Origin of the sequence: Gilvimarinus sp. 2_MG-2023 (assembly GCF_030547685.1) — a bacterium.
Taxonomy (GTDB): Bacteria; Pseudomonadota; Gammaproteobacteria; order Pseudomonadales; family Cellvibrionaceae; genus Gilvimarinus.
The window spans coordinates 521596-547887 of the sequence record NZ_JAUOQM010000048.1; the positions used below are offsets into that span (position 1 = coordinate 521596).

General features: G+C 50.8%; 21 protein-coding genes. 4 read left to right on the top strand and 17 right to left on the bottom strand.

Annotated elements, in window-relative coordinates; translation table 11 throughout:
* Positions 1-27 precede the first annotated feature (27 nt).
* From Q4526_RS14135 to Q4526_RS14195, 13 genes are all read right to left on the bottom strand, one after another.
* Positions 28-1518 carry a tryptophan halogenase family protein gene (locus Q4526_RS14135; RefSeq protein WP_215977721.1) on the bottom strand — a complete coding sequence of 497 codons (1491 nt, stop codon included), beginning with the start codon at positions 1516-1518 and terminating at the stop codon, positions 28-30.
* Positions 1519-1537: 19 nt separating this feature from the next.
* Positions 1538-3082 carry a tryptophan halogenase family protein gene (locus tag Q4526_RS14140; RefSeq protein WP_215977722.1) on the bottom strand — a complete coding sequence of 515 codons (1545 nt, stop codon included), beginning with the start codon at positions 3080-3082 and terminating at the stop codon, positions 1538-1540.
* Between the two features lie 95 nt (positions 3083-3177).
* Positions 3178-6240 (bottom strand): TonB-dependent receptor, encoded by a 3063-nt coding sequence (locus Q4526_RS14145; protein ID WP_215977723.1) that lies wholly within the window; start codon positions 6238-6240, stop codon positions 3178-3180.
* Positions 6241-7432: 1192 nt separating this feature from the next.
* On the bottom strand, positions 7433-9259 hold the full coding sequence (gene uvrC / locus Q4526_RS14150; RefSeq protein WP_215977724.1) for an excinuclease ABC subunit UvrC: 1827 nt from the start codon (positions 9257-9259) through the stop codon (positions 7433-7435).
* Positions 9260-9313: 54 nt separating this feature from the next.
* Positions 9314-9964, bottom strand: a complete 651-nt coding sequence (locus Q4526_RS14155) for a response regulator (RefSeq protein ID WP_215977725.1) — start codon at positions 9962-9964, stop codon at positions 9314-9316.
* 127 nt (positions 9965-10091) lie between these two features.
* Positions 10092-10715 (bottom strand): alpha-ketoglutarate-dependent dioxygenase AlkB, encoded by a 624-nt coding sequence (locus Q4526_RS14160; RefSeq protein WP_215977726.1) that lies wholly within the window; start codon positions 10713-10715, stop codon positions 10092-10094.
* Between the two features lie 16 nt (positions 10716-10731).
* A complete protein-coding gene (gene murB / locus Q4526_RS14165; protein ID WP_215977727.1) occupies positions 10732-11754 on the bottom strand; it encodes a UDP-N-acetylmuramate dehydrogenase in 1023 nt (340 codons plus the stop codon).
* A gap of 42 nt (positions 11755-11796) precedes the next feature.
* Positions 11797-12276 carry a low molecular weight protein-tyrosine-phosphatase gene (locus Q4526_RS14170; RefSeq protein ID WP_215977728.1) on the bottom strand — a complete coding sequence of 160 codons (480 nt, stop codon included), beginning with the start codon at positions 12274-12276 and terminating at the stop codon, positions 11797-11799.
* 27 nt (positions 12277-12303) lie between these two features.
* Positions 12304-13074, bottom strand: a complete 771-nt coding sequence (gene kdsB / locus Q4526_RS14175) for a 3-deoxy-manno-octulosonate cytidylyltransferase (RefSeq protein WP_215977729.1) — start codon at positions 13072-13074, stop codon at positions 12304-12306.
* Positions 13071-14111, bottom strand: a complete 1041-nt coding sequence (gene lpxK, locus Q4526_RS14180) for a tetraacyldisaccharide 4'-kinase (RefSeq protein ID WP_215977730.1) — start codon at positions 14109-14111, stop codon at positions 13071-13073. The genes kdsB and lpxK overlap by 4 nt, the downstream gene beginning before the upstream one ends.
* A gap of 3 nt (positions 14112-14114) precedes the next feature.
* Positions 14115-14540 (bottom strand): biopolymer transporter ExbD, encoded by a 426-nt coding sequence (locus Q4526_RS14185; RefSeq protein ID WP_215977731.1) that lies wholly within the window; start codon positions 14538-14540, stop codon positions 14115-14117.
* A 14-nt stretch (positions 14541-14554) separates the two neighbouring features.
* Positions 14555-15184: a MotA/TolQ/ExbB proton channel family protein gene (locus Q4526_RS14190; RefSeq protein WP_215977732.1), complete on the bottom strand. Its 630-nt coding sequence runs from the start codon at positions 15182-15184 to the stop codon at positions 14555-14557.
* 194 nt (positions 15185-15378) lie between these two features.
* Positions 15379-17652, bottom strand: a complete 2274-nt coding sequence (locus Q4526_RS14195; RefSeq protein WP_215977733.1) for a DNA internalization-related competence protein ComEC/Rec2 — start codon at positions 17650-17652, stop codon at positions 15379-15381.
* Between the two features lie 138 nt (positions 17653-17790).
* Here Q4526_RS14195 and Q4526_RS14200 point away from each other — a divergent pair, with 138 nt between their 5' ends.
* The gene (locus Q4526_RS14200; protein WP_215977734.1) at positions 17791-18318 is read left to right on the top strand and encodes a DUF2062 domain-containing protein; all 528 of its coding nucleotides are present in this window, start codon (positions 17791-17793) and stop codon (positions 18316-18318) included.
* Between the two features lies 1 nt (position 18319).
* Here Q4526_RS14200 and Q4526_RS14205 read toward each other — a convergent pair whose 3' ends face one another.
* From Q4526_RS14205 to Q4526_RS14215, 3 genes are read right to left on the bottom strand one after another with little or no spacing between them, the layout of a single operon-like run.
* Positions 18320-19552 carry a lipoprotein-releasing ABC transporter permease subunit gene (locus Q4526_RS14205; RefSeq protein ID WP_215977735.1) on the bottom strand — a complete coding sequence of 411 codons (1233 nt, stop codon included), beginning with the start codon at positions 19550-19552 and terminating at the stop codon, positions 18320-18322.
* A complete protein-coding gene (gene lolD, locus Q4526_RS14210) occupies positions 19545-20258 on the bottom strand; it encodes a lipoprotein-releasing ABC transporter ATP-binding protein LolD (protein ID WP_215977736.1) in 714 nt (237 codons plus the stop codon). The genes Q4526_RS14205 and lolD overlap by 8 nt, the downstream gene beginning before the upstream one ends.
* Entirely contained in the window at positions 20251-21501 is a 1251-nt protein-coding gene (locus Q4526_RS14215; RefSeq protein ID WP_215977737.1) for a lipoprotein-releasing ABC transporter permease subunit, read from the bottom strand. Before Q4526_RS14215 ends, lolD begins: the two co-directional genes overlap by 8 nt.
* Positions 21502-21601: 100 nt before the next feature.
* Between Q4526_RS14215 and Q4526_RS14220 the strand changes: the two genes are divergently transcribed.
* Complete coding sequence (locus Q4526_RS14220; protein WP_215977738.1) at positions 21602-22159, top strand: PilZ domain-containing protein; 558 nt, start codon at positions 21602-21604, stop codon at positions 22157-22159.
* Positions 22160-22190: 31 nt separating this feature from the next.
* Entirely contained in the window at positions 22191-22499 is a 309-nt protein-coding gene (locus Q4526_RS14225; protein ID WP_215977739.1) for a hypothetical protein, read from the top strand.
* Positions 22500-22668: 169 nt separating this feature from the next.
* On the opposite strand, the gene Q4526_RS14230 is transcribed toward Q4526_RS14225, so the two are convergent.
* The gene (locus tag Q4526_RS14230) at positions 22669-24687 is read right to left on the bottom strand and encodes a TonB-dependent receptor (RefSeq protein WP_215977740.1); all 2019 of its coding nucleotides are present in this window, start codon (positions 24685-24687) and stop codon (positions 22669-22671) included.
* A gap of 231 nt (positions 24688-24918) precedes the next feature.
* On the opposite strand from Q4526_RS14230, the gene Q4526_RS14235 reads away from it, so the two are divergent.
* Positions 24919-26193 carry an O-acetylhomoserine aminocarboxypropyltransferase/cysteine synthase family protein gene (locus Q4526_RS14235; protein WP_215977741.1) on the top strand — a complete coding sequence of 425 codons (1275 nt, stop codon included), beginning with the start codon at positions 24919-24921 and terminating at the stop codon, positions 26191-26193.
* Positions 26194-26292 lie beyond the last annotated feature (99 nt).

Sequence of the window (26292 nt, forward strand, 5' to 3'; positions counted from 1 at the left end):
TGACTTGAAGCTTAAACTGAACCAACCTTACTCGGTCGAGCAGTACTGGCTAATAAATTGTTTATGACTGGGCATCTTATCGACAAACCCAGCGATGGATTTGCGATAGTTTTGCATCATTGCAGAAAACTCCGCCTCAGGTATATGATCCGCCGCCGGATGATAATGCTTAGGCATAACGCCCTGCCCTAGTAATACCTGGTTCCAGGAGTTAACGGTAAAGAGTTCATGGCTATCCCAGTAGATTCGACCAGAATCTCGGTAAATTTCCATCCGGGTACGCAAGCTATCGGGAATATCCATTGCCTGACAGTATCGCCAAAATTCACTGTCATTGCGCCCGGTGGCCTTATAGTGCAGTAAAATAAAATCTCTTAGACCTTCAAGCTCCATACGGCTTTGTCGGTTAAATTCATCAATTTCCAGCTGCTTTGGGCTTCCCATCGGAATCATTCGCATTAAGCGAATAACGGCCGATGACACTAAATGTATACTGGTCGACTCCAGAGGCTCAATAAAGCCGCTCGACAAGCCAATTGCCACACAGTTCTTACGCCAAATTTCTTTGCGCCTGCCCGGCTTAAAGCCAATAAATCTTGGCTCGTTAATACACTCGCCTTCAATATTGTTTAACAATAAACTACGCGCTTGCTCATCGCTTAAATATTTACTGCTAAACACCAGACCATTACCCACCCTGTTTTGCAATGGAATACGCCATTGCCAGCCACTTTCATGGGCTATGGATCGCGTATAAGGCACAGGGTCTTGGACGGTTTCGGTTTGTACGGCTACCGCTCTATCGCACAAAAAGTAATCGGACCAATCTTCGTAACCAGAGTGCAGTGCTTTATTGATCAATAAACCTCTAAAGCCTGTGCAGTCTATAAACAAGTCACCTTTTATTTCATCCCCTTGTTCCAATAAAAGCGATTCAATATCGCCCGCTGGGGATAACTTAACATGGTTAATATCACCTTCAATTCTACGCACCCCGCGCGACTCACTGATTTTGCGTAGGTACTGCGCGTACAGCCCGGCATCTAAATGGTAGGCATAGCCCAACCTTGGATTTTTGGTAATGGCGAATTTATTGGCGAAAGCCGCCTGGGCTTCAGCGGAATAATCAGCGTACGCTGTATGCTTGCCGGATAATGTTTCTCGCAACCAATAATGTTGAAACTGTCCGGCCCAAAACTCATGGCCGGTATCCCCAAATGAATGAAAGTAGTCTTTTCCTACCTCACCCCAATTTTCGAACTGAATCCCCAGCTTAAACGTGGCATTGGTGGCGCGGATAAAATCTTGCTCGGGCAACTGCAACAACAAATGAAAAGTCTGCATGGTTGGGATAGTTGCCTCACCTACCCCAACGGTTGGAATATTGGCCGATTCGACCAAAACAACGTCTACACAGTGCCCCATTTGGGAAACCAAAGCACAGGCTGTCATCCATCCAGCTGTTCCACCGCCCGCCACCACAATGCGCTTAATACCTGCGTGCTGATTATTATCCATTGAATCCCCCATGGCCGTATTATATTTTGCTCAGTCGATGTTCCAAGATCGCGGTTAAAATTTCGCGATTACTGGGAAGTCCGCTTAGATGTCTGTCGAGTTTCTTTTCGACCTCCGACACGGCCGCCACCCCACGTTCGATATTGGCGGATGATCTCAATTGATTTATAGGCGAGGTTTCAAATCCCATGCCGTATAACACAAAGGCATAGCTTGCGGCGGGAAACAGCTCTTCCACATGCAGAAAATCGCGCATACTGGGAGGTCGATCTTGCCACAGCAACAAAAACTCTTGTAGCGACGGAGGGCACGATTCTATTGCCGTAACATCGCGCCAGTATTGTGTGTCTCGACGTTCACTCAATACATAGTGAAGTTTTAAAAATTCAATTATTCTCTGCCAACGATAAGCAAATAGTGCATTAAAGCGTTGACTGACGATATTCATTGCATCGCGAGATTGTGGAAATTCATCGCGAATCATATTAGCTGACAGCTCAACCAAGGCTAAAGCAGAAGCCTCTAAGGGTTCAATAAAGCCTGCCGACATTCCGACAGCCACACAGTTGTGGTGCCAAAATTTTTGCCTATGCCCCGGACTGATGGTTAAGGTTCGAGGGGTCAGTTGATCAAGTACATCTGCCGATACGCTATTTTCAAGATATTGCCACAACTGAGTTTTTGCTTGCTCTTCGGTGCTGTGGGCACTGGAATACACATAGCCGACACCGCGCCGGGTGGTGAGGCCGATATCCCAAGTCCAGCCCGCCTCTTGCGCCGTTGCTATGGTGGCACTGGCAATGGGTGTTTGATCATTAGCATAGGGCACCTGTACCGCCATTGCTCGGTCATTAATTGAGTAGTGAGAGCAATCTATAAAAGGTATTTGATAGTGCTCACCCAGTAACAAACTGCGTGAGCCCGTGCAATCAACAAACAAATCACCGGTGATGGCACCGTGCTGGCGCGTTACAACAGCGGCGATATCGCCGTTTTCGGCGTTTTCTACTTGTTCCACATGGTCTTTAATATGTCGAACATTTAAATTATTTGTGCAGTGTTCTTGCAGTAATTGCGCAAACTTACCTGCATCCAGATGATAACCGTAATTCAGTGCGCCCGCATATTCGGGCATTGCCATACTTTTTGGCGCGCAAAAACTCTCGCTAACTTGTGCCTGCATACCAGCCACATCGGCAAAGGATTGCTCGGCATAATGTGCACGCCATACAGCGTGAATATCTGACTCACCAGTCGCTGTGGGCAAGGTGAATGGATGGTAGTAATAATCATCAAGCCCCCCAACGTGCCAGCCGACAAACTTTGACCCCTGCTTGAATGAAGCTGAGCATTGTCTGAGAAAATCCGTTTCAGATATTCCAATGCGCTTGAGAGTAGTGCGCATAGTAGGCCAGGTTCCCTCCCCCACACCAATGGTGCTCACCTCTGGGGATTCAATCAATGTGACAGAAACTGTTGCCGCGCTTTTAAACTCCGCCGCTAAAATACCTGCTGTCAGCCAGCCAGCCGTGCCGCCGCCAACAATAACGATATCTTTATTCATACCCACACTTCTTTTTTGTTGTCACAGGTATTCGATTCTCCCATGAAAAAAGCCGCTGTTTCCAGCGGCTTTTAACAATCGACTCTCTAATTAGATTAGAAAGTGTAGCGAGCGCCAACGGAGTAGCGAGCACCTAAGTCTTCCAGGCTAAACATTTGATTCTCAGAACGACCGTACAGTCGTGAATCTTCACCTGTAACATTCAGACCTTCAGCGGAGAGAGTAACGTTGTCGGTCACTTCATAACTGATAGAGAAGTCGATTTGGGAGTAATCGGCAACATAACCTGGCGCATTGTTGCCACCTTGGGCAAGGCTGGTCAGGTAAGAATCACGCCAATTGTAAGTCAAACGAGCTTGCAAGCGATCGTGGTCATACATCAACGCTAAGTTGGCTGTATCACTGACGCCCAGCATCGCAAACTGCTCATCTTGACTGGTGTTATCCACGTCCAGATCAGACTCTACGAAGGTGTAGTTCGCTTGAACACCGAACCCAGTCTCACCAAAGAAATGCTGCACGGAAAGCTCAGCACCGGTAATGGTGTCATCTTGGAAGTTGCTCGGTACCGATACATTCCACTGCTGAATAGGATCACTTGAATTTGCCACAATAGATGTGGTTTCGTCATTAGGATCCAAGCCTTCGTTGATCAGCATCATATCGTGCTGATGGGCTTCACTGTTAGGATTCCAAAGTGTACCGTCGCGGTTCAAATCGCCATTAGACCGTGCAGACTCAATATCTGCAATAGCTTGATCAAAGCGTGGCCCCATACGTGGGTCGCGCAGATCGTAGACTGGCATTGAGGTTACACCGGTTCCAATAAAGTCAGACACTTCTTTTTGGAACAAGGCTACCGACAAGTAGCTCGCGTCGTCGTAGTACCATTCAGCCGAGATATCGAGGTTTTCTGATTCCAGCGGAGTCAGCAGCGGGTTACCACCACTTGCACTGCGATCATATTGGCCGCCGATGCTAACAGTAGAGCTTAAGTTACCATAAGATGGACGAGCAATGGTCACACTGTAAGAAGCGCGTAACTTGATGGCCTCTGTCAGAGCAATGTCAAAATCGACATTAGGCAGGAAGTTATCATAGCTGTTTTCTACCGTTACAGTAGTCAACGGACCTGGGTTGTAAATCAAGTGGAAATCGTTATCACTATCCCAGCTTTGCTGATCAGGGGTGTTAACAACCGAACTTGAGATCAGGTCAGTTTCTTCTTGGCGTAAACCAACAACCAAGTTGGAAGCCATATCACCAATATTGAATGAGCCTGAGAACTGAACGTAAGCTGCTTGCACTTCTTCAACAATGGTACGATCGGTGTTGATAACATTGTTTGGCTGAACTTTACCATTCGGGAAGTCCGCGAAATTGGCACCAATTGCCGGATCAGTCAAGCCACGAGCATACATCCACTCCAGGTTATCAATGATTTTATCGATATCACCTTCAACACCACCACTTAAGAAGTTGGGATTGTCGGTTGTTTCACTGAAGCTTGGGAAGCCTTCAGAAAAATCACGGGGCGAGAAATAACTCTGCCAGTCAGAGCCAAACAAATCGGGATCAACACCACCCCAGTTACCCATAGTGATACGAGGTGAAGTACCTGTATTTACCAGAGCTTGGTTAGTATCTTTACGATCTTCAATACCGAAAGTAACGTCAGCTTGTTCGAAGAAAGCAAAACCACCTAGATCTAAAGAGCCGTCGATACGCAGCTGTTCAATGTCGGAATCTACGCTGTCCCAGCGGGCAGAACCCATCGCAGCCGAGATATCACCGCCGTCGATATAACCATTACCATTGCCCTTATCTTCAGGGGAGTCATCAATGGTGCTACCCATCACTGGAAGATCTGGACGGAAATCAGCATATTCGCCCACAGTAACGTTAGCGTTTAGACCGATTTCAGTTTGCGTGGTGTAGTTACGAGCACTTGAGTTATGGTAATCCAAAGCCAATGCAAAGTTGTCGGTTACATTCCACTCTAGGTTTAGACCCGCAGACTCCATTTTACTATTCGCGGCATATGCTTGCTGGGCAAACGAGGTGTCTTTACCGCCACCAACAGCGTAAACTTCATTATAAATAACAGGCGTATACACTTCTTGGTTGGTGTCGAAAGTTAATGCGGTAATCGCTGATTCGTTAAACCAAATTGATTGTTGCGCGCGTTCAAAATCCAAATCATATTCTGTGTAGGTGTAGTCAACAGTCGCCGTGAAAGAGTCTACTGGGCGGAACTGCATGGTCATCTGACCATTAGTTCGCTCACGGTGACCATCTTCCAAGGCGTAACGCAAATCGGTAGGAAGCGCGTATAGATCGCCAGGCGACAGTGGGTTGGTAATAGATGCTTCGGCTGGAGTATTACCGTGGGTGCCATCGGCCGCCACTTCACGCATTTGCCAGTTGTTTACAAACGCGTTAGAGCGAACATTATCGCGCTCTTGGTAAGCTGCACTAAGCGCCACACCAAAGGTTTCATCGTCGTTTGCCCAGCTAAATACACCTGATACTTCTGGGGTTACTTCACGACCATCGCCATCACGGCCAATGGTTGTGTCGTGAACGGCTTTTACACCCACCGATGCTTTAGTATCACCCACATCCAATGGACGAAGAGTCTTCAAGTTAACGGTTGCACCCAAACCACCACCAGAAAGATCCGCGCGGCCAGTTTTGTAGATTTCTGCGCCACTCACACTTTCAGCGGCCAGTGATGCAAAGTCAAAAGCGCGGCTAGCGCGGTCGCCAGCGCCGCCATCGTTGGTTACCGAAGGCATGTTACGGCCATTCAAAGTCACCAAGTTCATCGATGGGTCAATACCGCGGACGGTTACACGCGCACCTTCACCATTACTTCGAGTGATAGACACACCCGCCACGCGCTGTAGCGATTCAGCCAGGTTGGCATCGGGCATTTTACCGATGTCTTCGGCAGAAATGGCATCAACCACACCGGTTGATTCACGCTTAACATCCATTGCGCGATCCAAAGATGCACGGATACCAGTTACTACGACCTCTTCGATTTGACCAGCGTCGTCTTGTGCGAATGACGGGGCACTAAACCCAGCCATAGCACAAGAAGCCACCGCTGAGGCGATCAACTTGCGCTTAAAGTTGGCATTATATTTAGACATGGGACTCTCCTTCGTATTATTAAGATTATGCTGTGCTTTAAATTGTGGTGCTTAACATTATTAATATTTAGTGTTCTTTGCACTTAATCAAACAGGTGGTCATTCTTTAAACAACGAACCATCCCATCGCGTACAGCTGTGCATTTGTCATTGTTATGCGTTTACCAAGATGATGTTTAAACCAACCTTGCGTTCAGAGTTAACCCTGTTTTTTTACCGCACCCATTGCATCAATTGAGCAATAAGTAGGTTGAATTTGAATTTTATTTTGGCTCTTAAACACGCTTTATAACTTCGACTCGTCAACCAATTTACGGCAAGGATTTCCACTATTCAATACTCCAGTTCACATCACCACAAATGTATCCGGTTACATTTCCTATGTTAACAATAACGCAAACATTAACGAGGCCTAATGGGCCCCACTTTTCACGAGTTAAAGCAAGCCGTTGAAATTAATCCTAGTTAAGCCATGTTATGTTCCATCATTAGCTTTCCAACACTGAGATATACCCATAACCTGTTGTTATTATTAGATATATTATCCATCTAGTAGCCGCCACGCTCAATGCCAGCGTCGCCACCAATGACAGCGCTACCATTGCTGTAACTCCAAAGGCTACTTGATTCATTGGTAGAATTAATTTTTTTTAACTTTTTTTCTTGTTAACGCTAACATAATCATCTTAGTATCGATGGTAGTGGGAAATCATTCTCAACCACAAGTAAAGCCGCACCAGATAAGGCCTACAGAGGGAAACTTGAGCCCTCACTATTCAGCAATAGCAATGTAATCGTTTACACTTATGACAGCGGTGTCAATTTAGCCTTAAAAATGATCTGAAAGATCGAGAAATGGCGCAATTATCAACACAAAGAAGGTAACTAAAGGCTCAATCGAAGACGCAGAAAAATACAGCGAAACCGCCTTAACAGGCATTTAAAAGATGGATAGAGCCACACTGAAAGTACTTCCCCACCACCGGTGGAATCGAACTAAGAGTGGTTAGTCTGAAATAGAAACTTGATAGCGGGTGAGTAAACGTACGAATAAAATTTGGGGAGAGCGTTGCAACGAACTAGGGGCCCCGCCGATACAATCAACACTGCGCTAGACGCTTAAGCATTTGACCTTGCCAGACACCAAGGTCAATTTTCATACCTGTACCACGACCCATTGCTAGCGCCGACGCTAAACCGAGTGAAAGAAACCGTAGATTTCTTCAGCTAAAGTGCGGCTAATCCCTTTGGTTTTGGCCAAATCAGTAATGCTCGCCTTTTGCAACTCCTGCAATCCGCCAAAGTGGCGCAGTAACTCCCGACGCTTGGCGGGCCCTACTCCGGGTATATCATCCAAAGTGGAACCCCGACGTTTTTTATCGCGGCGGTTTTTATGCCCGGTAATCGCAAAGCGGTGCGCTTCGTCGCGAATTTGCTGGATAATATGCAGTGCGGGTGAGTCGCTGCCGAGCACAATCTCCTGCCCTGTTTGGGCATTGTACAGTGTTTCGAAGCCGGGCTTGCGAGTGGTACCTTTCGCCACCCCCACCAATTGCACACCGCTTACCCCCAGCTCGCCCAATACGCGCTCTGCCACCCCCATTTGCCCTTTACCACCATCGATAAACAAAATGTCGGGTAGCTTGCCCTCACCTTTTTGCAAGCGAGTATAGCGGCGAGTGAGGGCTTGCTCCATGGCGGCGTAGTCATCACCGCCGGTAATGCCGTCTATATTAAAACGGCGGTAATCGGATTTTGCCGGGCCTTCCTTATCAAACACCACACAGGAGGCCACCGTAAGCTCACCACTGGAGTGGCTGATATCAAAGCACTCCATACGCGCTGGGATTTCATCCAGGCCCAGTACATCCTGTAACGCCAGCAGCCGCTCGGTCACGGTTTTACGGCTATTAATGCGAGCAATAATATTCTGCTCGGCCGCTTTTTGCGCCATATCCACCCATTTAGCCCGATAGGAGCGCACCTTATGGGTAATCATCACTTTGGCCCCCCTGGCGGTTGCCAACGCTTGGCTCAGCAGTTCGGCGTCCTCCAACGGGGCGCTAGTTACCACCGCTGCGGGCACTTCGCGCCCTGCGCTTAAATAAAAGGGGGGCAGAAACTCACCCAGCACATCGGCATCTGTCTCGCCTAGCCCGAGCTTGGGGTAATAACTACGACTGCCCAGTATCCGCCCTTGGCGAATAAACAATACATGCACGCAGGCGTTACCACTTTTGAGCGCGACCGCCACAATATCCATATCGCCGGTGCCTTCTTCGACACTTTGCTGAGCTTGTACGGTGCGCAATGCACTGATTTGATCGCGCAATTGAGCCGCCCGCTCGAAGGCTAATTGCTCCGAGGCCGCGTCCATTTCATTGGCCAGCTCTTGCAGTAATTGCTGGTTCTTGCCCTGCAAAAATAAGCGCGTATGGTGCACATCCTGAGCGTAATCCTGCGGGGTAATCAGATCCACGCAGGGACCGGTACAGCGATCAATTTGGTATTGCAGGCACGGGCGTGAGCGGTTGCGAAATACGCTGTCCTCGCACTGGCGTACTTTAAAGGTTTTTTGCAGAAAACCGAGGCTATCGCGCACAGCGCTAACATTAGGGTAAGGCCCATAGTAATCGCCGGTTTTCTTTTTCGCACCGCGGTGCAGCGCAATCCTAGGATAGGGCTCGGCGGATGACATAAATACGTAGGGGTAGGACTTATCGTCGCGCAGTAAAATATTATACGGGGGGCGGTTCGACTTAATTAAATTCTGCTCAAGTATCAACGCCTCACTTTCGCTGGTGGTGATGGTCACCTCAACCCGAGCAATGCGGGCCACCAGCGATTGTGTTTTTGGTGCCAGGCCTGTGGCTCTAAAGTAGCTCGCTAAACGCTTTTTTAAATTCTTCGCTTTGCCGACATAGAGAATGTCCCCCTCGGCATTAAACATTTGATATACGCCGGGGGCTTGGGTCTGATGAGACAGGAACTGTTTGGGGTCAAAATGAGCATCTACCATGGGGGTATTATACCCATAATAGTAAGCCTAAAACCCACACGGATAAGGCTATCGTTATACTACGGCCTCTGGATCTAAATAGTTGTGCTTGACTGCCAGAAGTGCCAACTCAACATCGGAGTTGATGCCCAGCTTTTCGAATATTCGATAGCGATAACTGTTAACCGTTTTAGAGCTAACACAGAATATATTGGCGATATCCTGCGCTTTACGGCCGCCGGCGATTAGCATTGCAGTTTCCAGCTCACGTCGCGAGAGCAGTTCGAAGGGGCTGACATCGGCCTGACCAGAAATATTCTTTAAGGCAAGCTGCTGAGCAATGGCGCTGCTCATATATTGATTGCCACGTACCACTGTATCAATAGCGGTTGTGATATCGCCAAAGCCGGTACCTTTGGTGACATAGCCAACGGCGCCGGCTTGTAGTAATCGGGAAGGGTAGAGATCATCATCACAGGCCGTCACGGCGATGATTTTAACCCCGGGGTTCGCGGCCAGCATTTTTCGGGTCGCCTCTAAGCCCCCAATACCGGGCATTTTCACATCCATCAGTACAACATCTGGGGTGAGCTCCCGAGCCTTAGCAATGCCCTCCTCACCGCTTTTGGCCTGACCTACGACTTCATACCCATTAACGTCGTCTAGCATACGGACAATGCCCATACGCACTAGGTCATGATCATCTACGACCAGTATTTTCGTCACCGGATACTCCCCCGCAAAATAGGCACTGCCTACCTTGTTTTTAATACGACTCGGGCTGTATAAGCCACTTTATGTTTATGCACAGAGAATATTAGCAGTTTATAGCTAAAATGGGGAACTGTTATCCTTAACTATCCTTAACGGAGGGCTTCACCAGACGAAAGGTTAAGTTAATTCTAGGCTTTAATAATCGCTGAGATTTGACCAGTTGGTGTTGCCAATGATGTTGTAAGCGCCCCCCCATTAGCAATAAATCACCGGAGGCCAATGCCACCCGGCAAGTGTGCCGACTTGTTTTGTGACGCAATGTGAAGTGGCGTGTTTGCCCCAAGCTAAGCGAGGCTATGGTAGGCTCTGGCCCCAGTTCTGGCTCATCATCACTGTGCCAGGCCACACTGTCTCGGCCATCGCGATATAAGTTAGCCAGCACACTGTTAAATTCACATTCACAAAAATCTTCAAGCTGGCAGCGCAAAGTGTGAAGTTCTGCCGTCCAAGGCTTGGGCGTGAAACTCGCTCCGGAATAACGGTAATGAGCACTGGGCTCACCATACCAGGCATTGAGACGCGGTATAGGCATTGATTTGCCATACATCCTAAGGACAGTCTGCTGCCAAACAAGCTGATCACTGAATATCGACAATAGCCGCTCAGCCTGTACCTCGGGCAACCATTGCCGGTGCAAGGTAGCCCAACCATCATGCTCGACCAATACCTCGGGGCCTGAACGGGCAAACAAATCACGTTGCATAAGAGTCAGTGGGCTTCTAGGGGTAAATACGCGGCTCTATCTCTAGTGTTACTTCAAACCGATCCTGTATCTCTTTTTGTATCGTGCGGGCAAGCGCCAAGACTTTTTCGCCCTCGAGCTTAGCCGGGTTGGTAAGGACCAAAGCTTGCTTATTGTGCACACTTACCCCATCCAAGCTACGACCTTTAAAGCCGGCCCGGTCGATCAGCCAGGCGGCGGCCAACTTTACGAGATCATCGCGTTGCGGGTAACCCACCACGCCTGGCTCAGCGCGGCGCAACTGCTCAAAGTGTGAACGGCTGATGACGGGGTTTTTAAAGAAACTGCCCACATTGGGAAGCGTGTTAGGGTCAGGTAATTTCTCTCGGCGGATATCGCAGACTACATCGCTTACCAACTGCGCGGTAATCTGACCAGGGGCTACCGACTCTAAGCGCTTGCGCAGCACGGGGTATTGCAGTTGTAGATCCGGGGTTTTACTAAGCTTAAACAACACACTGGTAATAATGTATTGGTCGCGCAGCGCCTGCTTAAAAACACTGTCGCGGTAAGAAAACCCACAACCGTCCCGCGTAAAAGTTACCGGCAAGCAGCTATCGATATTCACCGCACTTAATTCAGCAAAGACCGACTCCAACTCGACCCCGTAGGCACCAATATTTTGAATGGGGGCGGCCCCTACCGTCCCCGGAATCAGCGATAAATTCTCCAAGCCGAACCAATTCATGGCAAGGCTATAAGTCACAAAGTCATGCCAGTTCTCACCAGCCTGTACCCGCACCCATAGATGTTTATCATCTTCTTTTTCGAGCTCTATACCCTTTAGGTTAATGTCCACCACCATGCCGGGAAAGTCGCCCACCAACACAATGTTACTCCCCTCACCCAAAGGCAATACCGGCCAGTTTTCTGCGCGGGCAAGTTGGATGGCCTCGACTAACTCCTGCGTTGTCTTAACCGATACATAGGCCTTCGATTTGGCCGGAGCTGCCAATGTGTTCAAGCGAGATAGGTCGAATTCAGGGAGTATCAAGGGCATGGTGTTTCTCTTGTGGCTGCTGCGGCTTCGAGCTGATAAAGCTCAGGTCAAATGTCGTTGGCGAATATCGGCGAGCAACCCCTCGGCGGCCTGCTCGATTAAGTCCAATACATGCTCAAAACCTTCATCACCGCCATAATAAGGGTCAGGCACTTGTGTTTGCGCGGTATCCTGAGCGTAATCTAAAAACAGGCTCAGCTGGCCGGTAAAGCCCTCTGGCCTAAGCGCCTGTAGATCCGACAAGTTGGCGCTATCCATGGCCAGCACATAATCGAAACGATCAAAATCAACCGCTTGCACCTGGCGTGCACGCAAGACACTGATATCAATTCCTCGTTCAGCGGCCGCTGAAATAGCGCGTTTATCTGGCGGGTTGCCCGTGTGCCAACCGCCAGTACCGGCCGAATCGGTGGCTACCACATCCTCGAGGCCAACCTTTTCCAGCTGAGCCTTAAACAGCCCTTCAGCGGTTGGAGAGCGGCAGATATTACCCAGACAGACAAACAAAACACTAACACTCATAGTGACTCCTAGTAAAAACGGCCGCCATTAAGCTTTCGAGGATAACAAAACGGCTTGAACCCGGGCCAGATCTTCCGGGGTATCTACCCCGCCGGGTACCGCGGCAACCGCATCCGCCAAATGGATTTTTTCACCGTAGGCCAACACTCGCAGTTGCTCCAAACTTTCGGTTATCTCCAGTACGGCGGGCTGCCAGCCGACAAAGCGATTTAATAAGGCTACCCGGTAAGCGTAAAGACCTATGTGTCGACGAGCGGGAAAGTTTACCGGTAGAGCGAGATCACTATCCGTGTCTTTATCATCGCGCGGCCAGGGAATAGGCGCACGGGAAAAGTACAGGGCGTAGCCATTGCGATCACACAATGCTTTGACGATATTGGGATTGCGAAAATCGCCATAACTGGTCAATGGTTCACACAGTGTGGCAACGCTTGCCTGAGGATGTTCTGCTAAGTTTACCGCCACCTGATCAATCACCTGCGGCGGTAGTAAGGGCTCGTCGCCCTGCACATTAACGACAATCTCTTCATCGCCCAGCCCCAGACTTTGAGCCACTTCTTGTAAACGGTCGGTACCCGACACATGGTCAGCCCGTGTTATTAAGGCCTCACCGCCAAAAGCCTCTACCGCCTGTTTAACTCGGGCATCATCAGTCGCCACCAAGACCCGGCTCGCCCCGCTTTGTGAGGCGCGCCGATAAACATGCTCGATCATAGGCTTGCCGGCAATATCGGCCAGCGGTTTGCCCGGCAATCGGGTGGAGCCAAAACGAGCGGGAATAACCACGGTAAAATTCATAATACAGGTCCTGAAGGCGCCGATGTTGAACTGTCTTCCACGTGTTTAAGGGCGGCATCCAAGGCGGGCCAGAATTTCTTATCGATCACGGCATCTACTTCCAGTGCAAGCCAATTAGGTGACGCAAAAGGCTGACATTTTACGGCGTCTTTGCTGGTCATCACCACCGGTAAAGGGGCTTTAAAGGCAAAGTTCGCGACAGTAAATTGATGATGATCGGGGTATATGTGCGGTTGCGGAGCTAAATTTAAGCGCGCCAGTGTATCGAAAAAGCGCTGCGGGTTGCCAATACCCGCCACAGCGTGCACTCGGGTACCCGGGACTAGAGTATCGAGCGGTAGGCGCTCTAAGGTTTTGACCCGAAACCAATGCCTTGGCTGTAACCGCATATGATAAGCGCCGGTGGCGATATCAACCTCACCATCTAACTGAGTTTGGTTGGCAATGACAAAATCCACACTTTTTAAACGCCCAGGGGCTTCTCGCAGTGGTCCCACCGGCAAGCAGTGGCCATTGCCCATACCGCGGGCGGCATCCAGTACCGCTATTTCGATATCGCGCCCCAGCCGGTAGTGCTGCATGCCATCGTCGCTAAGCAGCAGCGTGCAACCGGACTGCACTAACGTATGAGCGGCGGCCACCCGGTTGGCATCAATACAAACGGCACAACCGGTGGCGCGCCAAATAGACAGAGGCTCATCACCGGCCTGTTCGGCGCTGGAGGCCGCGGTAATCACGTAAGGGTATTCAGGAGCGCGCGAGCCATAGCCGCGACTAATCACCCCAACCTTGTGCCCGCGTGACTGTAGGTATTGAACCAGAGCGATAATAACGGGGGTTTTACCGGTGCCGCCCACCGATAGGTTACCCACCACAATGACCGGCACAGGGATTTTTTTCTGGCAGTACTGACGGATAAAAAAGCGTCGAATAAAGCTGATACCACGAAATAACCCTTCCAGCGGTAGCAGCCAGTAAACCCAGCGCTTACCACCGTACCAAGCCTCTAACCAGCGGGCTTCCCGGTCATTATTCATAGTTTATTCGGCGCTGCCCTCTGGGCGACGTGTAGTGAGACTGAGATTAGAAAACCCCAACTGACCGGCGGTGTCCATTGCCCGCACCACATTCTCGTGGGCGGCCTTGGCATCGGCGGTAATGATAATACGCTGCTCGGTATCCCCACCGGACACCTCACTCAGTGCTGCACTCAAAGTCGCCGACTGGTTGTTCACCAAAGCTTGACCGTTGATGGCATAGCCGCCTTCGGCACTGATAATGATCTCCAAAGGTTCGCTAACCTCTGGTGCTGGTGCACCCACCGCTTCCGGCAGATCCAATTCTAAATGGGTTTCTTTGGTGAAGGTGGTCGACACCATAAAGAAAATCAACAACAGAAAAACCACATCAATCAATGGCGTGAGGTTAATAGAGTCTTCATCGCGCGACTGTCTGCGAAACTGCACTATGCTTTCCCCGCTCAGCTTTTGGTTTTGACGTCGACACGACGGTCGCTGTGCAAGGCATCAACCAACTTAATGGCCTCTTCTTCCATGGTCACAACCAGCGAGTCGATATGGCGCTGAAAATAGCGATGAAAAATCATGGCGGGAATCGCGACACACAAACCCGCAGCGGTGGTGATCAGCGCCTGCGAGATACCACCGGCAAGCACACCGGCATTGCCCGTACCCTGCAGCATAATCGCGTTAAACACCTCGATCATGCCCAGTACCGTACCCAGAAGCCCGAGCAGTGGAGTAACCGCGGCAATCGTGCCCAGTATGCCGATAAAGCGCTCCAGCTCATGGATCACTTTATTGGCGGCCTCTTCGATGGAGTCTTTCATGATCTCTCGGCCGTAGCGCGAATTGGAAAGCCCAGCCGATAAGATTTCACCCAGCTGCGACGATTGCTTTAACTCTTTTAAGCGCTCGGCATTGAGTTCATTGTTTTTAATCCAACCCCACACCTGTGCCAAAAGATGACGCGGTGCAATTTTATTGGGGTTGAGACTCCAGTAGCGCTCAGCGCTGATTGCCACAACGGCGATTGAACATAGAATGATCGGCAGCATTAACCAACCGCCAGCGGCAATCACTTCAAACACTCAGCAAACCCTCTTCAATGGTTTTATTATTGCCCGTTGTACAATTCGGGGCGTCAATTAGTAAAGGCGGTAGACTACCACAGTCCTAGGGCCTGTTAACACTAATTAGATGCCGACTGTTGCGCCTAAAAATTTGCCAATTAAGGCGCGAGGCCAATGGGTTATAGCGCCGGTTCACACTTGCTCGGCAAACTTCAACGCCAATATCGTTGCGCCATTTGACGCTGCCCGCGAATGATAAGTTCCCCCTGCGGCGTGCCCGTAACAATCACTGCCCCATCGGTGGCGGTATTGTGTAAGTGGGCCCCCGCGCGCCGGTAACGCGCCACCACATCCTCATGCGGGTGACCGTGGCGATTGGCAAAGCCTGCCGAGAACACAACATAATCTGGTTGCAATGCGCCCACCAACGCAGCACTGGAAGAGCTGCGACTGCCGTGATGCGGCGCGACGACCACATCAACCGCACCCACCTTTGCCGCTAAAGCAGGCTCCAGTACCGCCTCGGCATCGCCTGGCAACAACACTCGATAGCCGCGCCACTGCAACAGGACAATACACGAGGCGTTATTTCCTTGCGCGCCGTGCTGCTCGGGCAGCGACAGTATCTCAACGTCTAACTCACCCAGTTGCAAAGATTGTTCGGCATCACAGCGCTCTGCCCGCCCACTATCAGCGGCCTGCAAATACTGCAAGGGCTCGCCAATTATCAACCTTGAGACAGGCAACTCTTCGAGCAGCCCCGCCGCCCCACCGGCGTGGTCACTGTGATGGTGCGACACCATCAAAAGCTCCACACTCGACAAACCCAGACTGCGAATATAAGGGGTCACAATATCTGCCCCGGCATTGAGATTTTCCCCAAACCAAGGGCCGGTGTCGTATACCAACGCTTGCTGTTGCGACTGCACCACCACGGCCAAGCCCTGCCCCACATCCAATACCGTCATGGCAAAACCAGGTGGCCGTGCCGGTGGCAGGAATAAAGCCGAACTAACCAAAAGCACAGCCAAGCTCCTAAAGCGCAAACCCACCGGCAGAAGCAATAACAAACACCCCAGTGCCAACAGAATTAGCGCGCCGTCAGCCAACTGCAGGCGCAGAGTCGCCGCTGCGCCGAACCACTTCGTTATCGCCACTAAATGCTCCAGCCACCACCAGAGTACCTGCAAGCCTAAATCTGCCCCTTGCAACAGCCCGTTAGCCGCAGCGGACCATACAAACGAACAGACAGCTGAGGCAAACAATAAGGGCACCACCCACACACTCACCAAAGCAATCGCAACAATATTTGCCAGCGGTGCCACCAGTGAAAATTCACCAAAGAACAATAACAAGGGCACCAATAATGCGACAAAAACGGCCAACTGCGAGCCAACCCAAGGGATCCAGCGCCGGCGAACAATCGGTTTTTGCCCAGCAAACATCAACAACAGACTAAATACAGCAATAAATGATAACCACAGCCCCGCATCCAGCACCGCAAGGGGATCCAACACACCCACAATGATCAGAGCTCCAGCCAAGACCTGCATGCCCGACAGTGGCATACCGCGCCAGCGCCAGAAATAAAATAGCAACAGCATAGCCAGGGCCCGCTGAGTGGGCAGCGCAAAACCTGCCAAAGCGCTGTAGACGATAGCCAGTAGTGCACCACCGGCAAAAGCCATATACACCGCAGGCCACGGACAAACAAGGCTCAAACATCGGCCCAACCACACGCCCAGGAAATAACCGATAGCCGCGGCTAAACCGACGTGCAAACCAGAAATTGCCATTAAATGATTGGTGCCGGTGGCGCGAAATAACTGCCACCGCTCATCACTAATGGCCGAGCGATCCCCCACCAATAGCGCTGCCAACACATCGTCGTTATTAACCTCTGCCCGAGCCAGCCATTGGCGTAAATAATCGCGCGGGGAAGAAGATGTCGCCGCTTGTGCAGCCCCCCTAAGTGATATTCCATTGCGCACATAACCCACTGCACCTACCTGACGGCGCAGCTGCCAGAGTTTGTAGTCAAACCCCTGCGGATTTAAAAAACTGCGCGGCGGCTTAGCCCTCACCACCAACTCCAAAGGCGCCCCCGCTGGCAGACGCGTCAGCCAATCGGGAGCGCCATACCAACTAAGCTGCCAGCGCTGTGGCAACCCGGGGGCTTGCGTTTGCAAATCAAAACGCCAGCGCCGCCCTTGACGTTCAGCCTCATTGACTAAATGTCCTTGTAGCGTGATATCTTGCCCGGTCAGGTGATTCGGCAAAAGGTTGGCCGTTAACTGTAACCCGTGCCACACCGCTAATACCAAACCTAAACTCAACCCCAACAACGCAGGACGGGCTGAGCGGTAACGCCAGGCAAGCATTAACGCGATGGGCACAGCGAGATAAATACCGATCAACGGGGGTAATTGGGGCGCCAAGGCAATGGCGAATAAACTTGCGGTAAAGGCGATGGCAAATAAATACATATTCATCCTTGAATACGGGGTTTTGTGCCTTCAGTGTAGCAAGGGTTGCTCAGTTATGCGGTTATCGGCAATGAGAGATAGCGACCCGACACATTTACGGGTAAAATGCGCGCACTTTTGAGGTGAAGAAGTAACTATATGGCTCGCAAGGTAATAAGACGGTATCTACCTGACCCTGCCGCCTTCAAAGAAAAACCAGCCCTGCAGTTTTTAGGCGACCTGCTCCACGACCCTAATCTGTTCCACTTAAACCGTCACTCGGTTTCGCTGGCCTTCTTTTTTGGGGTGTTTTTTGCATTTCTGCCGCTTCCAGGACAGATGGTGCTTGCAGCCCTGTGCGCCCTTTGGGTGCGTTGCAATATGCCTATTACCCTCGCGTTGGTGTGGATCACCAACCCTTTGACCTACGCGCCGGTTTTCTTTGCCACCTACCAACTGGGCCGCTGGATACTGGATGCGCCCCCGCTCGAACGAACATCGGAACACAATTGGGCTTGGCTGCTAGAGGAGTTTTCACTGATTTGGAAACCCTTGATGCTGGGCTCGATTTTAACCGGCCTGGTGTTAGGTGGGGCCAGCTATATAGCGATGCAATTGTTTTGGCGCTGGCATGTCGTGCGCGCTTGGGAACAACGTAAACGCACACGTCAAAACCGCGAACAATAAACTATTCGTACCGCAAGGCCTGGGCCGGTTCAATTCGCGCCGCTTTTAGCGCTGGATAGATGCTAGCCACCACACTCAACACCACCGCTGAACCACAAATGTAAGCAACGTCCTGCCACAAAATTTGTGAAGGTAGGTAGCTGACTGGATACACATCCGAATGCAAAAACTGAATGCCGGTTAGCCGCTCTAAGCCGGCCACCGCCGAGGTAACAACCTGCGACAAAGCAACCCCTAAGAACGCACCGATAACCGTTCCCAATAAACCAATGATCGCCCCCTGTACCACAAAAATACCGACAATATCACCACGGCGTGCACCTTGAGTACGCAAGATAGCTATGTCCGATTCTTTATCCACCACCACCATAACCAAGGTGGCAATTAAATTAAACGCAGCAATACCAATCAGTAGCAGCAGCAATAAAGCCACCAGCTTTTTTGACATTTGAATGGCTTGGTAAACATCGCCGTGAGTGCGCATCCAGTCGCGGCCGTAATAGCCCACCGGCAATTGCGCGGCAAGATCAAGAACCGTTTGATTGGCTTTAAATAAATCTTTAACGGTAAAACGAATACCGCTGACCATCCCTGGATGCAAAGTTAGCTTTGAAGCCGCCATTAAATTCATCAGGGCGAGGTGTTGATCAACCTCTGTGCCGGAGTCAAATATATCGACTACAGTTAAAGCCACAGTATTGGGCGCGCCGCGAGCACCACCGCGCGGTACAATTAACGTGAGCCGGCCGCCCACATCAAGACTTAACTGTTGAGCTAGAGCGCCGCCTAAAATAACCGCTCGTGGATCATCGGCGAGAGCATCAAGTGCTTTTAAGCGCAAAAAATTATCGATGGTAGACGTTAGCCGCTCCTGCTTAGGTACTACCCCAAACGCCTGTACCGGCACCACCTTACCGCGTGCATTCATTAACCCCTCTAGACTGACATAAGGGGCGCTGGCAACGACTTCTGGGTGATCTTCTATTTGCGCCATAACAGCGCCCGGGTTTTTGATCCCACTGTAATTATAGATAGTGCCCTGGGGCATCAATTGCAGAATTTGTTCGCGTAATTCGCGGTCAAAGCCATTCATCACTGACAATACAGTAATCAGCAAAGCCACCGAGATAATCAGCCCGCCCACCGACATGCGGGAGATAAAACTCACCAAATGACTGCCGCCTCTGGCCAAGGCGTAACGAGCGCCCACCTTTACTGTAAACCGATTAAACACTCTGTTCGACCTGAGTGGCTGAGGGGGTTGCAGTCAATGTCCCTTCGTGCAAGGTCAGGGTACGATCCATTTGCGCGGCCAGGTTTAGATCGTGAGTCACAATAATAAAACTGATGCCGATGCGAGTGTTCAGCGATTTGATTAACGCCTGTATATCCGCTGCGGTATGAGTATCGAGATTACCGGTTGGCTCATCCATGAGTACGCAGGCAGGTTCAGTAACCAGCGCTCGGGCAATCGCAACGCGCTGTCTTTCACCGCCGGAGAGTGCCGATGGTTTGTGACCGACCCGAGACTCCAGCCCAACACTTGCTAACATAGCCCGGGCACGCTCTTGGGCTTGGGCTGGGCTTAGCTTGCCAATCACCAATGGCATGGCGACGTTTTCCAGCGCGGTAAATTCGGGCAGTAAATGATGAAACTGATAGACAAAACCCAACGCCTGATTGCGCAGCCGCCCGCGGGCATTATCACTCAGGCCAGACAAGTTTTGCCCGGCCACCTTTACCTCACCAGTGTCGGGGGTATGCAGTCCACCTAGAATATTCAGCAGCGTCGATTTACCCGAACCCGAGGCACCAATAATAGCAACCCTTTCGGCCCGCTCGATGCTCAGGTCAACGCCCTGTAAAACAGAGACTGCTTCGGGCCCCTGCCGATAGGTTTTTGCCACATCCCGACACATCAGCACCGGTGAATTACTCATAACGCAAAGCCTCTGCGGGTTGTATTTGTCCGGCCCGCCAAGCGGGGTAACAGGTTGCCAATAAACTTAAAATAAAAGCCGCCAGACAAATAATAAATACATCTGACAGGTACAACTGTGAGGGTATTTCACTGATGAAATAAACACTGGGGTCGAATACTTTAAGCCCCACCATGGTCTCAATCGCACTGACCAGAGCACTGATATTGACCGCAACCAGAACACCCAAGACACCACCAATGGTGATACCCAAAAGCCCTACGCCTACCCCCTGCACCATAAAAATCTTAATGACTTGCCCTGAGGTCAGCCCCATAGTGCGTAAGACGGCAATATCGGAGCGCTTGTCGGACACCATTAACACCAAAGACGAGACGATATTAAACGCGGCCACGGCAATTATGGTACTGAGCAAAACCCCTACAATCATTTTTTCCATTTTAACCGCTTGAAACAGACTGCCTTGACTGTGACTCCAGTCGGTTAGCGTCATATTTTGTTGCAGGTCTGTGGCCATTTCCGATTGCAATTGAGCCAGCACCCGCCCCGTCTGATAGATATCGTTTACCTCTACTTGCAGCCCAGTGGGTGCGCTTAATCGCAACAAGCGCTGCATGTCGTCCAAATGCAACAAAGCCATGCGTTGGTCCACCGGCGCTCCGACTTCAAACACACCTACCACCTCGAACCGTTTTGCCCTTGGGTAGACACCTGCCGGGGTGATGCGTACCTCAGGCAAGGTAACGGTGACTTTATCGCCGGGCATCACCCCGAGCTGACGGGCTAACAACACCCCAAGCACAATACCAAAACGCCCCGGCTGCAACTGCTCCAAATCCCCGAGAATCATACTGCGCGCTACTTGTGACACCTCGGGCTGTAAGGTCGGCTCTACAGCGGCGTACTCAATTCCCGTGGTGCGTCTTGCGCTACTGGCCAGGGCATAACCATTAATACTGGGCGCCGCACCCACAACATCGGGGTGCTGCAAGACGTTTTGACGCAGCGTCTGCCAATCGTCTATTCCGTTTGGTTGCTCAATAAAGCCGTGTGGAACCACTTGCAAGACGCGGGATTTCATTTCCCGGTCAAAGCCATTCATTACCGAAAGCACCACAATCAGCGCCATCACGCCCAAAGCCATCCCCAGCAACGAGAAGCCACTGACGAAAGAGATAAATTGAGTGCGGCGCTTAGCGCGGATATAACGCAAGCCGATCATTAGAGGGACGTTTTTTAACATTCGCGCATTTAACCTTAATGGCGGCACTATCACAAGAGACGCCGCTTGGCAGGCTGTGCTATTGTGAGATAATCGGTGTCGTGTTGGCGGAGAGATAACAGTGAAAGAACGTCGCGAATACTTCCGAATGGAAGTACAGGCCAGTATCAATATGGCAACCCTAGCGGGTAAACCCACAGAGCAGGCTGATCCTGCCAGTCATTTTTCTGCCAGCCCAGTGCTGCGCACCATGGCCGAACTTAAAAAGCTCGATGGCGATGCCATGCAGCTACAGCAGCAAATCAAAGTCACTGATCGTGCCTTGGGCGAGTTTCTGCACGTTTTATCGCGCAAGATCGATGTACTGGCGATGTACTGCCTAACCAGCAGTGCCGAGGAATTAGGTAGCTACCACACCACAACACTCAGTGAAGGCGGCATCAGTTTCGCCTACTCCACCCCTGCCCAAGTGGGTGACTGGGTCGCCCTGATGGTGATCTTCAGCCACCCTACCATGGCAATTGCCTTACACGGCCAAGTAACACGATGTGAACCAGATCCAGACACAGGCTACCAACTTGCGGCAGAATTCAGGTACGAAAACAGCGCGCAACGTCAACAGATTAGCCAGCAGATTATGCGATCCCAGATGGAGTCCATCCGCAGCAGCAAATCTTGACCGCGCCCCTTTAACGTTTAGGAGACGCCAGATGAAACACCGGTATAGCGTTTTGCTGCTTTCATTGATAGCAACTTTTATCACAAGCACCAATGTCAGTGCCGACGTAGTGGAAATACCTATCGGCCAGCAAACCGAGCAAGCCGAGCTAAAAACCCCAACCACCGGTCAAACCAAAGACACCGTCGAGCAAGCGTTTGGTGAACCCGAGTACAAATCGGGGCCAACTGGCGAGCCCGCTATTTACCGCTGGGAGTATTCAGATTTTGTGGTCTACTTTGAAGATAACTGGGTAATTCACTCAGTGGTAAAATTTACCCCCACGCTCACCAGCAGATAGAGCATCGTTATTAGAAACCGATGAGGTTCACAATATCGGCAAATAAAAAAGGCGACTCAATAGGTCGCCTTTTTTATTTGAGCGCTGAACGCTCGAGAACATTGCTCATGCTTTTTGAGTTTGGTAACAGTGGTCACCAGTTCAAAGTCTGAATCTGTGCCCTACCCAGTTAAAAGCTATAGTTGACCGACAACCGGATATCACGCCCCGCCTCCCAAGGACCAACCACCAAGCCATAACCCTCTACCGCTGAATAATCCCCCACACTGGAGTGATCGCGGTAATGCTCGTCAAACACATTGATGATAGCGGCATTGAGACTCAAGCCATTAACAACTTCCCACTCGGCAAACAGATCAACTGTGGTATAGCCTTCCTTTTCTAATTCATAGAGTGAGGGCAACCAACCTGCATCAAAATCTTGATAAAGTGTACCGATGGTTAAATCGTCAACGTAACCGATGTTAAACCCCGCTTTAAAACTCTCTACCGGACTGTACTCCAAACCCAGGTTCCAAGTGTCACCGCGGGAATTACCCAAATGTCTAAACTCATAGGCACTTAAATGAATAGTGCCAAAGTCTTGCGTATAAAAGCCCGCTTTGGGGTCGAACTCGGAGTCGACATTGGAGTAACCCATATGAGCATAGAAATCACCCAAAACGTAACCGAGATCGAACTCAACGCCACTGGTGTTTACCGTGCCCGCATTGTCGTAGAACGGGCCGCCGTAGAGTTGATCAAACATAGCGTTTTCAATTTCCGAATCGAAAATCGCTAATTTTGCATTCAAGTTTGACCCCGTGTACTCCACCGATGCTTCCACATTACTGACCGTTTCACCGACGATATCCTCAGCAAAGGGAGAACCTGCCGCTTCAGGCGTTTCAATGGTAAAACCATCGCCAATTTCTTTGCCTCGAAAGGCTTCAGCGTAACTCAAACCCAGCGCCCAATGCTGAGTCACTTCATACAATAGGCCGGCATTGAAGCTGACATCCGAGTCTTCAAATTCACCCGGCTCGCCCGCGGCCCCGGCCAGCACCTGCTGTTGGAATTCATAGTTGTCGTAGCGAACGCCATAGCTTAGTAACAACTGATCAGTGACTTGCGAGTAAGCCTGAACATAAGCGCCGAGCACTTCACCCTTCTCTTGTGCATACAAAGGGTCGCCACTATCGACCTGGTCATCGCGATAATCAACACCATAGGTCAGGCGATGATCGCCTATTTCGGTGGTATTTCTCAGATCAAAACCAAACGTAGCAATTTCGGTATACCAATCGAAGCGGCCGCCTTTAAAGGATGAGACCGTATCGTATAGCGTGGCCTCAAGGTTTAGCGCCGGCCCCTGGTGTAGCGCATAATTAGCGACAACAGTGTCGCGCTCGGCCTTGCTCGGGTACAACAGCTCATCGGGCTGTACGTGCCAGTTGGGGCGGCTGCTGAACATCGCCTCTTCCTCACGGGTTTCATAACTCAAGGAAAGATTTTGGTTCGAACCTATCGCACCGCTGAGTTTCACAAAGCCCATATTTTGGTCGGATGCTGTGCCCAATACATCGTCACCATTTCCGTCTTCAAAATTGTCGCGGCTGGTGTCGTTGTAATAACCCAGTAAACCCCAATCGTCGGTCAGGCGGCCATAGAGACTGACATTGTACTGCTCGCCGGCATTGGTGAAATGGCTGGCACTGAGTTTGCCGCCAAAGGATTCATCGCTCGCTAGCAGGTCGTCAACACTTTTCGTTTTAAAGCGGATCGCACCACCAATGGTTCCGGCCCCACTGCTCGCCTCGCCGGCGCCCGCTTGAACATCCACCTGCTTTAACAGATTGGGGTCGATGCTAACCCGGCCAATATGATGAAACAGGGTTGAAGCTTGGGGCGCACCGTCGACAGTGACGTTAACGTAGTTATCTTCCAGGCCGCGAACATAGATTTTCTGCGCAATTCCGAGTGAACCGCCGACATTGACCGAAGGCGTCAAACGGAACACATCTGACAAATCGTTCGCCTGGTAGGACTCTAATTGCTCCGAGGTGACCTCAAAGTTGGTTGCCTGCCCGACCACGGTAACCGTTTCAATGGTGCCCAGCTCGCTGTCATTGGCCAGAGTTGATGCGGACACACCGCTCAGCGCTGCAATAAACGCGGCGAGAATTCTTTTCTTTCCTACAGTAATCATAGAAACCCTACGTTTAAGATAATAGAAGAACACATGATACTGATAATTATACTCATTTGCATAATTATCTCAAGCACCAGACGTAAGACTTCACAGCCCGCCAGTTAATGAGCCGACAAACCGTCAAGAAACGTAATACAAGTGGGCTTTTAGCCACGCACCTGCCACCCCTCAACGCAGTGTGCTACATTCGTTCTACTTCTAATAACCCTTCGGAAAACGGAGACAGCGATGAAACTCGAATCCCTTGCCCTGCATTGTGGCTATACATCAGAACCTACCACCAAGGCAGCAACCACGCCTATATATCAAACGACGTCTTATACCTTTGACGATACCCAGCACGGCGCCGATTTATTCGATTTAAAGGTCGCCGGCAACATATACACCCGTATTATGAACCCGACCAACGCAGTGCTAGAAGAACGCGTAGCGGCAATGGAAGGAGGAATTGCCGGCTTGGCCCTCGCCTCGGGCATGGCCGCCATTACCTACGCGATTCAATGCATTACCGAGGCCGGCGACAATATCGTCAGTACCAGTCAGCTGTACGGTGGCACCTACAATCTGTTTGCCCACAGCTTGCCGCGCCAGGGTATTGAGGTGCGCATGGCCTCGTTCGACGACTACGACAAACTGGAAAGTCTGATCGACGACAAAACCAAAGCGCTTTTTTGCGAGTCCATCGGCAACCCGGCGGGCAATATTGTCGACCTACAAAAACTGGCCGACATCGCCCACAAGCACGGCGTGGTTTTAATTGTCGACAACACGGTCGCCACGCCCTTTTTGTGCAAACCTTTCGAGTACGGCGCCGACATCGTGGTGCACTCGCTGACCAAATACATTGGCGGCCACGGCACCACGGTAGGCGGCATGATTGTCGACTCCGGCAAATTTGACTGGGTGGCCAACAAAGCGCGCTACCCCATGCTCAACGAGCCCGACCCCTCTTATCACGACGTGGTCTATACCGAGGCTTTGGGTGAAGCTGCCTATATCGGCCGCTGCCGTGTCGTGCCGCTGCGCAATACGGGCTCTGCCCTAGCGCCCCACAGTGCGTTTTTAATCATGCAGGGTCTGGAAACTTTGGGCCTACGCATGGAGCGCCACTGTGAAAACGCACAGGCCGTGGCCAAGCACTTGCAAGCGCACCCCAAGGTAACCTGGGTTAACTACGCTGGGCTTACCGACAGCCCCTACCACGCCCTCAGCCAGAAAATAACCAAAGGGCAAGCGTCCGGCATTCTTAGCTTTGGCATTCAGGGTGGTAAGGAAGCGGGAACTCAGTTTATCGATGCGTTGCAGATGATTCTGCGACTGGTCAACATCGGTGACGCCAAATCTCTGGCTTGCCACCCGGCGACCACCACTCACCGCCAGCTCAATGAAGAAGAGTTAAAGTCGGCCGGGGTTTCTGAGGACTTGGTGCGCCTATCGGTAGGCATCGAGCACATCGATGATATTATCGCCGACATTGATCAAGCACTAGAAAAAGTCAGCTAACCCTCTGCAGCCGGCGCGAGATAACGCGCCGGCTATCTTTTCACTCCTCGCCATCACTCCTCTGAAAAACTAGTTGACAATATCAACCTTACTTTTATA

Coding starts and splice junctions, on each gene's coding strand:
- Q4526_RS14170 (WP_215977728.1), bottom strand. CDS start 12,276: ATGAGTGTTAGTGTTTTGTTTGTCTGTCTGGGTAATATCTGCCGCTCT.
- murB (WP_215977727.1), bottom strand. CDS start 11,754: ATGCCCTTGATACTCCCTGAATTCGACCTATCTCGCTTGAACACATTG.
- Q4526_RS14230 (WP_215977740.1), bottom strand. CDS start 24,687: ATGATTACTGTAGGAAAGAAAAGAATTCTCGCCGCGTTTATTGCAGCG.
- Q4526_RS14135 (WP_215977721.1), bottom strand. CDS start 1,518: ATGGATAATAATCAGCACGCAGGTATTAAGCGCATTGTGGTGGCGGGC.
- uvrC (WP_215977724.1), bottom strand. CDS start 9,259: ATGGTAGATGCTCATTTTGACCCCAAACAGTTCCTGTCTCATCAGACC.
- Q4526_RS14195 (WP_215977733.1), bottom strand. CDS start 17,652: ATGTATTTATTTGCCATCGCCTTTACCGCAAGTTTATTCGCCATTGCC.
- Q4526_RS14200 (WP_215977734.1), top strand. CDS start 17,791: ATGGCTCGCAAGGTAATAAGACGGTATCTACCTGACCCTGCCGCCTTC.
- Q4526_RS14160 (WP_215977726.1), bottom strand. CDS start 10,715: ATGCAACGTGATTTGTTTGCCCGTTCAGGCCCCGAGGTATTGGTCGAG.
- Q4526_RS14140 (WP_215977722.1), bottom strand. CDS start 3,082: ATGAATAAAGATATCGTTATTGTTGGCGGCGGCACGGCTGGCTGGCTG.
- Q4526_RS14225 (WP_215977739.1), top strand. CDS start 22,191: ATGAAACACCGGTATAGCGTTTTGCTGCTTTCATTGATAGCAACTTTT.
- kdsB (WP_215977729.1), bottom strand. CDS start 13,074: ATGAATTTTACCGTGGTTATTCCCGCTCGTTTTGGCTCCACCCGATTG.
- lolD (WP_215977736.1), bottom strand. CDS start 20,258: ATGAGTAATTCACCGGTGCTGATGTGTCGGGATGTGGCAAAAACCTAT.
- Q4526_RS14215 (WP_215977737.1), bottom strand. CDS start 21,501: ATGTTAAAAAACGTCCCTCTAATGATCGGCTTGCGTTATATCCGCGCT.
- Q4526_RS14235 (WP_215977741.1), top strand. CDS start 24,919: ATGAAACTCGAATCCCTTGCCCTGCATTGTGGCTATACATCAGAACCT.
- Q4526_RS14145 (WP_215977723.1), bottom strand. CDS start 6,240: ATGTCTAAATATAATGCCAACTTTAAGCGCAAGTTGATCGCCTCAGCG.
- lpxK (WP_215977730.1), bottom strand. CDS start 14,111: ATGAATAATGACCGGGAAGCCCGCTGGTTAGAGGCTTGGTACGGTGGT.